Source organism: Streptomyces sp. NPDC058812, from assembly GCF_042744565.1.
Classification (GTDB): Bacteria; Actinomycetota; Actinomycetes; order Streptomycetales; family Streptomycetaceae; genus Streptomyces; species Streptomyces thinghirensis.
In genome coordinates this window covers 194,530-206,665 of record NZ_JBHYOB010000015.1, presented here as the reverse complement: position 1 = coordinate 206,665, position 12,136 = coordinate 194,530, and the positions used below count along the sequence as shown (strand labels likewise).

Genomic DNA, 12,136 nt, shown 5'->3' with positions numbered 1-12,136 from the left:
GAGGAGTTCGGCGCCAAGAACCCCAAGTCGCTGATGCTGCGCTTCCACACGCAGACCGCAGGCGTGCAGCTGACCGCCCAGCAGCCCGAGGTCAACCTCGTCCGCGTCGCCGTACAGGGCCTCGGGGCCGTCCTCGGCGGCACGCAGTCCCTGCACACCAACTCCTTCGACGAGGCCATCGCGCTGCCGACCGACAAGTCCGCGCGCCTCGCCCTGCGCACCCAGCAGGTCCTCGCCTACGAGACGGACGTGACGGCGACCGTCGACCCCTTCGCCGGGTCCTACGTCGTCGAGAAGATGACCGACGACGTCGAGGCGGCGGCCCTGGAGCTGATGGGCAAGGTCGAGGACCTCGGCGGCGCGGTCAACGCCATCGAGCACGGCTTCCAGAAGAGCGAGATCGAGCGCAACGCGTACCGCATCGCCCAGGAGACCGACTCGGGCGAGCGGGTCGTGGTCGGCGTCAACCGTTTCCAGCTCGACGAGGAGGAGCCGTACGAGCCCCTCCGCGTCGACCCGGCCATCGAGGCCCAGCAGGCCGACCGCCTCGCCAGGCTCCGCGCGGAACGCGACCAGACGGCCGTCGACTCCGCCCTGACAGCCCTGAGAAAAGCCGCCGACGGCGACGACAACGTCCTCTACCCCATGAAGGACGCCCTCCGGGCCCGCGCCACCGTCGGCGAGGTCTGCAACACCCTGCGCGAGATCTGGGGCACCTATGTGCCTTCCGACGCGCACTGACCACGTGCGCCGACCCCACGCGGCGACCACAGGCCCGGCTTCCGCCCGCAGAGGACCCGTCGTCCAAGCCTTCAAGCACCGTCCCGACAGCAGCGCATGACGTCCCGACACCAGATGGAGGGTGATTCACCGTGGAGCAGCAGGCGAACGTGATCCTGCGAGGGGGCGGCCCCCTCGTGCCCGACGAGGAGCGGATCCGCTACGTGGCGGACCCCACCGAGCGTCTCAAGCTCTTCCTCGGCAACCGGTACGAGCACTACCAGCCCACCACTGCCCGGCAGCGGCACAGCGACGGCCGCGAACTGCTCGTGTTCAAGTGGGTCTACCGCACCTACGTAGCCGAGTAGGCCCCGCGTCCCCGCCGTCAGGCGCAGCGCAGTCCGGTCAGTTCCTCGGAGCGTGCCCAGATCCGACGGGCGTCGTCGGTGCTCCGCAGGCGGCTGTAGAGCTTCTGACGCCCGGGCGGGCCGCCCAGCCGGCCCGGGCCGTAGAGGGCTCCGCGTTCGGCCTGCGGCGACGTGGCCGCGTACAGCGCGGGGAGCTGCGCGGTGCGGACGGTGCCGAGGAGGATGCCGCGGGCGGACAGAACGCGGATGGCCCGTACGCCCAGGGTGTCCTTCGCGCGGCCCACTTCGGGACGGGCGGCGAGCAGGCTGGTGGGCGCGACGCCCGGGTGGGACAGGTTGCTGGTGATGCCCCAGTCACCGGCGGCGCTGCGGCGGTCGAGTTCCAGGCCGAAGAGGCCGAACGCGATCTTCGACCAGCACGCCGCTGGGGCTCGTAAAAGGGGCCTCTGCTGCCGAACCTGGCCATCACGCGATCGGGCGCTCCCGCGGTGGGCTGAGCACGAAGATCCACCTTGCCGCCGATGGTCGCTGCCGACCGCTGTGTTTCGTTCTCACTCCTGGCCAGGCCAACGACGCGCCCGCATTCGAGCACGTCATGGCCGCTCTACGTGTTCCAAGGCCGGTTGGCCGACCGCGAACCCGTCCTCGCGTGGTCCTGGCGGATATGGCCTACTCATCCAGAGCCATCCGCGCACACCTGCGTAGACGGGGCATCCAGGCGGTGATTCCGCAGCCTGCCGATCAGATCGCCAACCGCAAGCGCAAGGGCTCCCAAGGCGGACGTCCGCCAACTTTCGACCGCGAGGCGTACAAGCGACGCAACACCGTCGAACGCTGCGTCAATCGACTCAAGAACTGGCGCGGACTTGCCACCCGTTATGAGAAGACCGCCACCGTCTTCCAGGCCGGACTCCACATCGCCGGCATCTTCATCTGGTCCGCTCGCTGAGGGCGTTCCATTCCTGGGAAAGGATCGACATCACCAACTCGTCTCGCCAAGTACCTTCACGCAGCTGAACCTCCCGCCTCACGCCCTCAGCAGTGAAGCCCACCTTCTCGTACACCCGGCGGGCCCTGTGGTTGTCGGTGTAGACGTCCAGCTGGATTCTGTGCAGCCCGATGCGTTCGAAGCCATACCCCACGATGAGTCGAGTGGCCTCCGTACCCAGACCTCTGCCTCGGCCGGCAGGTCCAATTAGAGTCCGGAAAGTGCAGTTGTGATTCATTTGATCCACATCGTATAGAACGACCTCGCCGACAACCGCTCCTGTAGCCCTGTCTGTGACTGCGAGGTCGAGGCGGTCATCCTGCTCACCGCGCGATCCGTACCAGGCCCGCAGTCGCTCCAAAGTGAGCTCGCTAGAAGGCTCGAAGGTGTAGCGGATCACTTCAGGATCTTTGATGATCTCGGCCATGGCGTCCGCGTCGTCCCCTGCGAAGGGGCGCAACAGGACTCTTTCACCAGTGAGAACTGGCTTGTGAGCGAAGCTGGCGAGCGTGCGATTCTTCATCGCGGAATTCTCGCTGCGATGGCAGCCCTCAAGCAACAGCCGCCACCTCGGCGAGCCCGGTGCCTGCGAGATTGCCCCGCTTTCCTGATCCGTAAGAGAGCACCTAGCCGGTGCCGCGCACCGCGACCAGGCCCGACTCGTAGGCGAACACCACGAGTTGCGCGCGGTCGCGGGCGCCCAGCTTGGTCATCGCGCGGCTGATGTGCGTCTTGGCGGTCAACGGGCTGATCACCATGTGCGCGGCGATCTCCTCGTTGCTCAGGCCGCGGGCGGCGAGCGCGGTGACCTCGCGTTCGCGGCGGGTGAGGCAGTCCAGGCCGGGGGCGGTGGCACGGTCCGGGGGCCGGGAGACGAACTCGCCGATCAGGGTGCGGGTGACCGAAGGGGAGAGCAGCGCCTCACCGCGTGCCACCACCTCGATGGCCTGGAGCAGGTCGGCGGGCTCGGTGTCCTTCAGGAGGAAGCCGCTCGCTCCCGCCCGCAGTGCCTCGAAGACGTACTCGTCCAGGCCGTAGTTGGTGAGGATGACCACGCGGACGGCGGCGAGGGCCGGGTCGGCGGCGATGCGGCGGGTCGCCTCGATGCCCGACATCACGGGCATCTGCACGTCGACCAGCGCCACGTCGGGCACCCGGTCCCGCACCAGTGCCACGCCCTGCTCGCCGTCGGCCGCCTCGCCGACCACCTCGATGCCTTCCTCGGCGTCGAGGAGGGCCCGGAAGCCGGCGCGCATCAGCGCCTGGTCGTCGACGAGTGCCACCCGGAGGACCTCGCTCATACCGTCTCTCCCAGCGGCAGCCGGGCCCGCACCGAGAAGCCGCCCTCCGCGCGCGGGGCGGCGCCCAGGGTGCCGCCGAGAGCCGTCACGCGTTCGCGCATGCCGGTCAGGCCGGTGCCCGGCGTCGGCGGGCGGGCCGGGTCGGCGGCTCCGTCGTCGTCCACGTCGATCGCCAACTGCCCCTCACTCCCTCTGCCGTAGTCGATGAGGACCGTCACCTTCGCCGGTCCCGCGTGCCGTGCCGCGTTGGTGAGGGCCTCCTGGACGATGCGGTAGGCGGCCCGGTCGACGGCCTGCGGCAGCGGGCGCTCGTCGCCGGTGACCGTCAGGTCGACGGCCAGACCGGCGGCGCGGGCCCGCTCCACGAGCAGTGCCGGGGTGCCGGTGGGTTCGTCGGCGCGCAGCACCTGGAGGGCGGAGCGCAGCTCGCGCATCGCCTCACCACTGGCCTCCTGGATGGCGAGCAGCGCCGGCGGCACCTCCTCGCCGCGCTTGCGGGCCAGGTGGACCGCGACGCCCGCCTGGAGCTTGACGATGGAGATGCTGTGCGTGAGCGAGTCGTGCAACTCCCGCGCGATGCGCAGGCGTTCCTCGCCGGCGCGGCGCAGGGCCGCCTCCTCCCGGGTGCGCTCCGCCTCCAGGGCGCGCTGCTCGGTCTGGCGCAGGTACGCCTGCCAGTTCCGGTCGGCGAGCCCGGTCACCACCGCGCACAGGAACCAGCCGGCGAGCAGCCCGGCCCGCTCGGCCACCTCCTGCGACCCGGGGCCCGTCGCCACGTACCCGGCCAGGAACACCGCGCCGCCGGCCGCGGCGACGCCCCGGTGGCCGACCCGGGCCGCGGTGTGCACGGCCCCCAGGACGGGCAGCGCGGAGAGCGGCCCGGGATGGGCGTGCAGGACGTACGCCGTGCCGAGCACGGTGGCGACGGCGAGCACCGCGCGCGGGGCGGCACGGTGGAAGGCGAGCGCCGCCGAGGCGAGGGCGATCAGCGCGTGGTCGAGAGCGCGGGTGCCGTCGTCGAAGGCGGCGACGGTCATGCCGAGAGCACCGACCACGACCGCGAGGATCGCGTCGGCGAGCCACCCGCGATCGACCTGACGCCCACTCATACCCGCACCCTAGACCGCCTCGACGACGATCGCGTCGGCCCTGTGGACGGCTTGCGGACTACTCCCGGCGAAGTAGTTCCCCTCGGGACCGGACCTCGGGGCGCAGCGCCGACCGCATCCGGCCGTACGACGACCGCGGGCACCCCGGTGGCACACGCTGCTGTCCATGCCCACACCCTTCCGTCACACCGAACCCCTTCCGCCGAAGGCGGCCACCGGCCGCGTCGCCGAGGTCTACGCACAGGCGGCGCGGGACTTCGGCATCCCCGAGCCCGCCCCGTTCGTGGTCCTCTCCTCCGCGCCCGCACTCATGGCCCCGGCCTGGGCGCTGATGCGCGAGTCCCTGATCGCCGGGCCCGGCGGCCGGACCGGCAAGGAGGTCGCCGCCTTCGGGGTGTCGCAGGCCAACGAGTGCCGGTTCTGCGTGGACGCGCACACCATGCTGCTGCACGCGACCGGCGACCACGCCCTGGCCGAGCGGCTGGCCCAGGGCCAGGCACCGGCCGACGAGCAGCACGCGCGCGTGCTCGACTGGGCGCGGCGCACCCGTGTCCCGGGGGCCGCGCGGGAGCCGTATCCGTTCCCGCGCGAGGAGGCTCCCGGCTATCTCGGCACCGCGCTGGCCTTCCACTTCATCAACCGCGTCGTGTCGGCCCTGGTGACCGAGAACCTGCTCCCGGCCGACGCGCAGCGGCTGCGTCCGTTACGGAGCCTGGCGGGCCGGTCGCTGTCCCGCGCCGTGCGCCGCCCGGCCGTGCCCGGTGCCGCCCTGTCCCTGCTCGACGACCCCGGCCCGGGACCGGCGTGGGCGGCGGGTACACCGGTCGGTCCCGCGTACGCGGCACTGAGCACCGCCGCCACCATGGGCGCCGGTCTCCTCGACGCCGACGACCAGGCCCTCGTACGCGCCACCCTGCGTGACTGGGACGGGTCTCACCCGCCCCTCGCCCAAGGCCCCTTCCCCGACCGGCGGGAGCGGCCCGGCGCACGGCTCGCGCTGCTGGCCGCGCTCGCGCCGGGCCGGATCACGGACGCGGACGTCGCGGCATGGCGCCGGCCCGAGCACACCGACCACTGCCTGGTGCACCTCGTCGCGTACGGCGCGTTCGCCGCCGTGGACCGCGTCGAGACCGCTCTGGGCGCACCCATCGCCCCGCCCACCACCGCGCCCGCCACTGAGGAGACCTCATGACGCTCGTCGCAGACCGCCAGGCCGAGGCCTGGAACGGCCCCGTCGGCCCGCACTGGGCCGGCCGCCAGGACCGCTACGACGCCATGCCGGCGGGCGTGAACGACGCCTTGTTCGGCGCGGCGGCCGTCGTCCCCGGGCACGCCGTCGGCGTCGACATCTCGGCACCTCTGCCGGAACGGGCACGCGCGAGCACGGCAGCGGAGGGGATCGCGAACGCGGCGTACGAATGCGCCGACGTTCAGGTGCGCGCGTTCCCGGCCGGTGGATACGACGTTGTCGTCAGCCGGGGCGGGGTGACGTTCCTCGCCGACCACGCCGCCGCCTTCCGGAACCTGGCGCGCGCCCCGCGGCCGGGCGGCCGGCTCGCGTTCGTCTGTCCCCGGCCGCCGGGGCCCGAGTCCTCCCGGACGCGCGCCGGATCCGACAACGAGGCCATCGTCCTGGCCGGGTACGAGGAGGTGACGGTCGCCCCGGTCGCCGTCGAGACGGTCTGGGGCCGGGGCGTGCGGGGCGCAGTCGAGTTCCTCCTGTCGCGCGTACCTGGCGGCGCGCTCCCCGCCTCGCGGCTCGCCGGTCTGGAGGAGGCCCTGCGCCCGCTCGGCACCGGCACCGGCGTGCGGATGCGGGCCGGCGTGTGGCTGGTGACGACCGTCCGGCCTTGACGCCCCCTGCCCGGACCAGGCGTTCCCGTTCGTCTGCGTCACCGTGCGGCCACGCACCGAGTTCGCCCTTCCGCCCCACGGGGAGTCGTGTGACACTGGCGTCCCGTCCGCAGTGCGGACCCTCTCCGCACCATCCCCCACGAGAAGTGCGCCGTGCGTTCTCTTCCCCTGCCGCTCGCCCTGACCGCGCGTCTGGCGCCGGTCGCCGTGCTCGCCACGGCGGGCTGGGCGCTGTCGTCCGGTCCTGACACGTCGCCGGCCGCGAAGGACAACACGCCGCCCGACACCACCGACCGGTCCGCCTCCGCACCGGCGACCGAGGCGGTGACGAAGACGTACGCCGCCGCTCCGGCACCCTGCGAGAGCCTGGCCGGGAAGACGGTCACCTCACTGGTGCCGGGTGCCGAGGCGGCCGGCAAGGAGATCCCGTCGACGGACACCGACGCGCGCCGCACCTGCTCCTGGAACGCGCTCAAGGGGTACGACTACCGGTGGCTCGACGTCTCCTTCGAGGTGATGGCGTCGGACGAGGCGGCGCTGAAGTCGTACGAGGAGCGGGTCGCCGACCGGAGCGGCGGTGGCGAGGTCCCGGGGCTCGGCGACGCGGCGTACTCCGTCGTGAACCTCGCCACCGAGGACGAGCAGCAGACGCGCGAGGGCACCGTGCTGGTCCGCGCGTCCAACGCCCTGGTGGTGATCACGTACAACGGCAGTGACTTCGAGTCGAAGAAGGCACCGAGTACGGAGACGATCAACAAGGGTGCCATCAAGGCGGCCAAGGAGGCGGTGGCCGCCTTGGCGGGCGGTCAGGGCTGAGCCGGACCGGTCGCCGTACGGGGCCGGGTGGCGGGCAGCAGCATCAGCGCCAGGTAGAGCACCATGGAGGTGCCGAGGCCCACCGCCCACCCGTAGTCGGCCAGCGGTTCCAGGAACGGCACGGGACGGCCGTCGATCAGGGGGTGGAAGTCGGCGCCCCCGATGGCCAGGACACCGCCGACGAGGAAGGCGACGACCGCCCGCCAGTTCCAGCCCCGGTCGTACCAGTAGCGGCCGCCCGTGCGGTACAGGTCGACGAGGTCGAGGCGGGCGCGGCGCAGGATCCAGTAGTCCGCGATGAGGATGCCGGCGACCGTGCCGAGCAGCCCGCCGACCAGGCCGAGCCAGGTGAAGATGTAGCCCTGCGGGTCGGAGTACAGCTTCCACGGGAAGATCAGCACGGCGAGGACGCAGGTGATGAGCGCACCGGCCCGGAAACTCACCTTGCGCGGGGCGACGTTGGAGAAGTCGAAGGCCGGTGAGACCAGGTTGGCGGCGATGTTCACGGACAGGGTCGCCACCAGGACGGTGACGAGGGCGAAGAGCAGCCCCACCACGTTGTCCGTCTTCGCGGCGAGCTTCACCGGGTCCCAGATGGCCTCCCCGTACACCGCCTGCGAGCCGGAGGTCACCATCACGGAGAGGAACGCGAACAGCGTCATGGTGGTCGGCAGGCCGAGGGCCTGGCCGCGCGTCTGCGCCTTCTGGCTCTTTCCGTAGCGGGTGAAGTCCGGGATGTTGAGGGACAGTGTGGACCAGAAGCCGATCATGCCCATGAGGGAGGGCCAGAACAGCTTCCAGAAGTCGCCGCCCCAGCCCAGCCGCGACGGCTGGTCGAAGAGCGGGCCGAAGCCGCCCGCCTTGTCGGCCATCCACCACAGCATCACGAACGCGCCGACCAGCACGAAGGGCGCCGCCCAGTTCTCGAACCGGCGGATCGTCTCCATGCCCCGGTAGATGATGGCGACCTGGATCGCCCAGAAGATCGCGAACGACAGCCACATGGTCCAGGCGTAGCCGCCGAACGTCGCCGCGTTCGTCCAGCCGTCGCCGATCAGCTTGCCGGCCAGGAAGTAGATCGCCTCGCCGCCGATCCAGGTCTGGATGCCGAACCAGCCGCACGCCACCAGCGCCCGCACCACGGCGGGCAGGTTGGCGCCGCGGATGCCGAAGGAGGCGCGGGCGAACACCGGGAAGGGGATGCCGTACTTGGGTCCCGCGTGCCCGGTGAGCAGCATCGGCAGGAGCACTATCACGTTGGCCAGGGCGATGGTGAACACCGCCTGCTTCCAGTCCATGCCGACGGCGATCAGGCCGGAGGCCAGGGTCCAGGAGGCCGTGTTGTGGGCCATGCCGACCCACAGGGCGGAGAAGTTGTACGTGGTCCAGGTGCGCCCCCCGACGGGGACGGGCAGCAGGTCCTCGTTGGCGTAGGGGCCGCTCGGCGGTGGGGAGCCCGGGGCGAGCTCCACGCGCCCGTCGGGGAGGGTGACTTGGGCGGACGGCGGTATCGCCGTGGGCGCGGTGTCGGTCATGGGCAGGCCAATCGTGCGGTGGGACGGGAGAGGCCGTGCGGGCGGTGCCGAGGGGGGTGCGCGGGTGCGCCCCAAGCCCCCTCCCCGAGCGGGAAGGGGGACATGGTGGGATGGGGTCAGCCGTTGACGGCGGGGATCACCGTGGTGCCGTACGCGTCGATCACGGCTTCCTGTGCGTCGTGCATGTCGTAGAGCGCGAACTGGTCGACGCCGAGGGCGCGCAGGGCGCCCAGCTTCTCGACGTGCTTCTCGGCCGGGCCGATCAGGCAGAACCGGTCGACGATCTCGTCCGGCACGAACCGGGTGTCCGGGTTGCCGCTGCGTCCGTGGTGGGCGTAGTCGTAGCCCTCGCGGGCCTTGATGTAGTCGGTGAGTTCGTCGGGCACGGCCGCGGAGTGCGCGCCGTACTTCCCGACGAGGTCGGCCACGTGGTTGCCGACCATGCCGCCGAACCAGCGGCACTGCTCGCGCGCGTGGGCGAGCGCCTCGGGCGAGTCGTCGGCGGTGACGTAGGCCGGGGCGGCGACGCAGATCTTCACCTCGGACGGGTCGCGCCCCGCGGCGACGGCGGCGTCCTTGACGGCCTTGACCATGTACTCGGTCAGGTAGAGGTCGGCGAGCTGGAGGATGAAGCCGTCGGCCTCCTCGCCGGTCATCTTCAGCGCCTTCGGTCCGTACGCCGCCATCCACACGGGCACTTCGGCGCCCGGCTTGATCCAGGGGAACCTGACGACGGTGCCGCCGCCGAGGTCGGCCTCCTCTCCCCGGCCCAGCGCCCGGATGACCTTCATGGCCTCGCTGATACGGGCCAGGGTGTTGGGCCTGCGGCCGGCGACGCGCATCGCGGAGTCGCCGCGGCCGATGCCGCAGACGGTGCGGTTGCCGAACATGTCGTTGAGGGTGGCGAAGGTGGAGGCGGTCACCTCCCAGGTGCGGGTGCCCGGGTTGGTGACCATCGGGCCGACCTTCAGTTTCGTGGTGTTGGCCAGGATCTGGCTGTAGATCACGAACGGCTCCTGCCACAGCACGGAGGAGTCGAAGGTCCAGCCGTGGCTGAAGCCGCTCTGCTCGGCCCGTTGCATCAGGTCGACGACACGGGAGGCCGGCGGGTCGGTCTGCAGGACGAGTCCGAAGTCCATGGGCGCGGCTCCTAGTTCAGGTACTGGCAGGTGGCGCGCGGGGTGTAGACGCCGTGGCCCTTGCGCCCGGTGTACTCCCGCTCGGTGACGACCGGTACGCCGCGCGAGAGCACGGTCTCCACACGGCCGGTGATCCGCTTGCCCTCGTACGCCGAGTAGTCGACGTTCATGTGATGGGTCTCGGCGGAGATGACCTGCTCGGCGTGCGGGTCGTAGACGACCACGTCGGCGTCGGCGCCCGGGGCGATGGTGCCCTTCTTCGGGTAGAGGCCGAACATGCGGGCCGGGGTGGCGCAGGCGATCTCGATCCAGCGGCGCCGGGTGATGTGCCCGTCGACGACGGCCTGGTGGAGCAGGTCCATGCGGTTCTCGACACCCGGCATACCGTTGGGGATCTTGGAGAAGTCGCCCCGGCCCAGCTCCTTCTGGCCGCTGAAGCAGAAGGGACAGTGGTCGGTGGAGACCACCTGGAGGTCGTTGGTCCGCAGGCCCCGCCACAGGGCCGCCTGGTGCTCGCGCGGGCGCAGCGGGGTGCTGCACACGTACTTGGCGCCCTCGAAGTCCGGCTCGGCGAGGTTGTCGGTGGACAGGAACAGGTACTGCGGACAGGTCTCGCCGAAGACGTTCAGCCCTTCGTCGCGGGCCCGGGTCAGCTCCGCGACCGCCTCCGTCGCGGAGACGTGCACGACGTACAGGGGCGCGCCGGCGACCTGGGCGAGCTTGATGGCGCGGTGGGTCGCCTCCGCCTCCAGGAGGGCCTTGCGTACCTCGCCGTGGTAGCGGGGGTCGGTCTCGCCGCGGGCGAGGGCCTGCTCGACCAGGACGTCGATCGCGATGCCGTTCTCGGCGTGCATCATGATCAGGCCGCCGTTCTCGGCGGCGCGCTGCATGGCGCGCAGGATCTGGCCGTCGTCGGAGTAGAAGACGCCGGGGTAGGCCATGAACTGCTTGAAGGAGGTCACGCCCTCCTCCACCAGCAGGTCCATCTCCTTGAGCGTCTTCTGGTTCACGTCGGAGACGATCATGTGGAAGGCGTAGTCGATCGCGCAGTTGCCCTCGGCCTTGGCGTGCCAGGCGTCCAGGCCCGAGCGCAGGGAGTGCCCGACGCTCTGGATGGCGAAGTCGACGATCGTGGTCGTGCCGCCCCAGGCGGCGGCCCGGGTGCCGGTCTCGAAGGTGTCGGCGGCGTAGGTGCCGCCGAAGGGCATCTCCATGTGGGTGTGGCCGTCGACGCCGCCCGGGATGACGTACTTTCCGCTCGCGTCGATGACCCTCTCGGCCGTGAAGGCCTCGGCGGCCGGGGTTCCGGTCGCGGCGAGGGCGGCGACGCGGCCGTCCTCGATCAGGACGTCGGCGTGGATCTCGTCGGACGCGGTGACGACGAGGCCACCGCGGATGACGGTGCGGCTGCTCATGCTGCTGTTCCCTCCTGTCAGGGGCCCCGGTCGGTCAGGGCGCGGTCAGCGGGGAGTACGCGCCCGGCGCCCGGTCGCGGTAGAACTGCCAGCGGTCGCGCACCTCGCGCAGCTTGGCCATGTCGAGGTCGCGGACGACGAGTTCGCTCTCCTTGTCGCTCGCGACCTCGCCCACGAACCGGGCCTCCGGGTCGACGAAGTACGAAGTGCCGTAGAAGTCGTTGTCGCCCAACTCCTCGACGCCGACCCGGTTGATGGCGCCGACGAAGTACTCGTTGGCGACGGCCGCCGCCGGCTGCTCCAGCTGCCACAGGTAGCCGGACAGACCGCGCGAGGTGGCCGACGGGTTGAAGACGACCTCCGCGCCTCCGAGGCCCAGCGCCCGCCAGCCCTCCGGGAAGTGCCGGTCGTAGCAGATGTAGACGCCGACCTTGCCGACGGCCGTGTCGAAGACCGGCCAGCCGGAGTTGCCGGGACGGAAGTAGAACTTCTCCCAGAAGCCGCGCACCTGCGGGATGTGCGTCTTGCGGTACTTGCCGAGGTAGGAGCCGTCGGCGTCGATCACGGCGGCGGTGTTGTAGAGGACGCCGGGCCGCTCCTCCTCGTACATCGGGAGCACCAGGACGATGCCGTGCTCGCGGGCGAGCCGCCGGAAGCGCTCGACTACGGGGCCGTCGGGGACGCGCTCGGCGTAGGCGTAGAACTCGGGGTCCTGGACCTGGCAGAAGTACGGCCCGTAGAACAGCTCCTGGAAGCACATGACCTGTGCTCCCTGCGCGGCGGCGTCACGCACCGCCTGTTCGTGGACCTGGATCATCGATTCCTTGTCGCCCGTCCAGGCGGTCTGGAAGAGCGCGGCACGGATCACTCGGCTCATCTTCGGCCTCCACT

General features: G+C 71.2%; 12 protein-coding genes and 2 pseudogenes. 6 read left to right on the top strand and 8 right to left on the bottom strand.

Going from position 1 to position 12,136, the window contains the following annotated elements; all coding sequences use genetic code 11:
• Positions 1-741: methylmalonyl-CoA mutase family protein (locus ACFW48_RS27940; RefSeq protein WP_386319046.1), on the top strand; the 741-nt coding region annotated here is incomplete at its 5' end.
• A 131-nt stretch (positions 742-872) separates the two neighbouring features.
• The gene (locus ACFW48_RS27935) at positions 873-1,088 is read left to right on the top strand and encodes a DUF5988 family protein (protein WP_059302481.1); all 216 of its coding nucleotides are present in this window, start codon (positions 873-875) and stop codon (positions 1,086-1,088) included.
• A 17-nt stretch (positions 1,089-1,105) separates the two neighbouring features.
• On the opposite strand, the pseudogene ACFW48_RS27930 reads toward ACFW48_RS27935, so the two are convergent.
• Positions 1,106-1,501, bottom strand: a pseudogene (locus tag ACFW48_RS27930) (short chain dehydrogenase); the annotation flags it as partial.
• A gap of 59 nt (positions 1,502-1,560) precedes the next feature.
• On the opposite strand from ACFW48_RS27930, the pseudogene ACFW48_RS27925 reads away from it, so the two are divergent.
• A pseudogene (locus ACFW48_RS27925) lies at positions 1,561-2,037 on the top strand (IS5 family transposase); the annotation flags it as partial.
• Here the strand turns inward: ACFW48_RS27925 and ACFW48_RS27920 are convergent.
• The 3 genes from ACFW48_RS27920 to ACFW48_RS27910 form a co-directional block, all read right to left on the bottom strand.
• A complete protein-coding gene (locus ACFW48_RS27920) occupies positions 2,018-2,599 on the bottom strand; it encodes a GNAT family N-acetyltransferase (protein ID WP_386319043.1) in 582 nt (193 codons plus the stop codon). The pseudogene ACFW48_RS27925 and the gene ACFW48_RS27920 sit on opposite strands and share 20 nt — an antisense overlap.
• 103 nt (positions 2,600-2,702) lie before the next feature.
• A complete protein-coding gene (locus tag ACFW48_RS27915) occupies positions 2,703-3,377 on the bottom strand; it encodes a response regulator (RefSeq protein WP_386319041.1) in 675 nt (224 codons plus the stop codon).
• Complete coding sequence (locus tag ACFW48_RS27910) at positions 3,374-4,486, bottom strand: sensor histidine kinase (RefSeq protein WP_386319039.1); 1,113 nt, start codon at positions 4,484-4,486, stop codon at positions 3,374-3,376. The genes ACFW48_RS27915 and ACFW48_RS27910 overlap by 4 nt, the downstream gene beginning before the upstream one ends.
• Positions 4,487-4,652: 166 nt before the next feature.
• Here ACFW48_RS27910 and ACFW48_RS27905 point away from each other — a divergent pair, with 166 nt between their 5' ends.
• The 3 genes from ACFW48_RS27905 to ACFW48_RS27895 all read left to right on the top strand — a co-directional run bounded on the left by ACFW48_RS27905 (position 4,653) and on the right by ACFW48_RS27895 (position 7,156).
• A complete protein-coding gene (locus tag ACFW48_RS27905; RefSeq protein WP_386319036.1) occupies positions 4,653-5,678 on the top strand; it encodes a carboxymuconolactone decarboxylase family protein in 1,026 nt (341 codons plus the stop codon).
• Entirely contained in the window at positions 5,675-6,340 is a 666-nt protein-coding gene (locus ACFW48_RS27900) for a class I SAM-dependent methyltransferase (protein ID WP_386319033.1), read from the top strand. Before ACFW48_RS27905 ends, ACFW48_RS27900 begins: the two co-directional genes overlap by 4 nt.
• Before the next feature lie 153 nt (positions 6,341-6,493).
• Positions 6,494-7,156 (top strand): hypothetical protein, encoded by a 663-nt coding sequence (locus tag ACFW48_RS27895; protein ID WP_386319030.1) that lies wholly within the window; start codon positions 6,494-6,496, stop codon positions 7,154-7,156.
• On the opposite strand, the gene ACFW48_RS27890 is transcribed toward ACFW48_RS27895, so the two are convergent.
• From ACFW48_RS27890 to ACFW48_RS27875, 4 genes are all read right to left on the bottom strand, one after another.
• The gene (locus ACFW48_RS27890) at positions 7,147-8,691 is read right to left on the bottom strand and encodes an NCS1 family nucleobase:cation symporter-1 (RefSeq protein WP_386319027.1); all 1,545 of its coding nucleotides are present in this window, start codon (positions 8,689-8,691) and stop codon (positions 7,147-7,149) included. The two genes, ACFW48_RS27895 and ACFW48_RS27890, sit on opposite strands and share 10 nt — an antisense overlap.
• 116 nt (positions 8,692-8,807) lie before the next feature.
• Positions 8,808-9,830: a TIGR03842 family LLM class F420-dependent oxidoreductase gene (locus ACFW48_RS27885; protein WP_386319024.1), complete on the bottom strand. Its 1,023-nt coding sequence runs from the start codon at positions 9,828-9,830 to the stop codon at positions 8,808-8,810.
• Positions 9,831-9,841: 11 nt separating this feature from the next.
• On the bottom strand, positions 9,842-11,245 hold the full coding sequence (hydA, locus tag ACFW48_RS27880; protein WP_386319021.1) for a dihydropyrimidinase: 1,404 nt from the start codon (positions 11,243-11,245) through the stop codon (positions 9,842-9,844).
• A gap of 34 nt (positions 11,246-11,279) precedes the next feature.
• Positions 11,280-12,122: a nitrilase-related carbon-nitrogen hydrolase gene (locus ACFW48_RS27875; protein WP_386319018.1), complete on the bottom strand. Its 843-nt coding sequence runs from the start codon at positions 12,120-12,122 to the stop codon at positions 11,280-11,282.
• Between the last annotated feature and the right edge of the window lie 14 nt (positions 12,123-12,136).

What these genes read in the sequence shown, in the direction of transcription:
- ACFW48_RS27920 (WP_386319043.1), bottom strand. Translation starts at nt 2,599, where the DNA reads ATGAAGAATCGCACGCTCGCCAGCTTCGCTCACAAGCCAGTTCTCACT.
- ACFW48_RS27915 (WP_386319041.1), bottom strand. Translation starts at nt 3,377, where the DNA reads ATGAGCGAGGTCCTCCGGGTGGCACTCGTCGACGACCAGGCGCTGATG.
- ACFW48_RS27910 (WP_386319039.1), bottom strand. Translation starts at nt 4,486, where the DNA reads ATGAGTGGGCGTCAGGTCGATCGCGGGTGGCTCGCCGACGCGATCCTC.
- ACFW48_RS27905 (WP_386319036.1), top strand. Translation starts at nt 4,653, where the DNA reads ATGCCCACACCCTTCCGTCACACCGAACCCCTTCCGCCGAAGGCGGCC.
- ACFW48_RS27900 (WP_386319033.1), top strand. Translation starts at nt 5,675, where the DNA reads ATGACGCTCGTCGCAGACCGCCAGGCCGAGGCCTGGAACGGCCCCGTC.
- ACFW48_RS27890 (WP_386319027.1), bottom strand. Translation starts at nt 8,691, where the DNA reads ATGACCGACACCGCGCCCACGGCGATACCGCCGTCCGCCCAAGTCACC.
- ACFW48_RS27885 (WP_386319024.1), bottom strand. Translation starts at nt 9,830, where the DNA reads ATGGACTTCGGACTCGTCCTGCAGACCGACCCGCCGGCCTCCCGTGTC.
- hydA (WP_386319021.1), bottom strand. Translation starts at nt 11,245, where the DNA reads ATGAGCAGCCGCACCGTCATCCGCGGTGGCCTCGTCGTCACCGCGTCC.
- ACFW48_RS27875 (WP_386319018.1), bottom strand. Translation starts at nt 12,122, where the DNA reads ATGAGCCGAGTGATCCGTGCCGCGCTCTTCCAGACCGCCTGGACGGGC.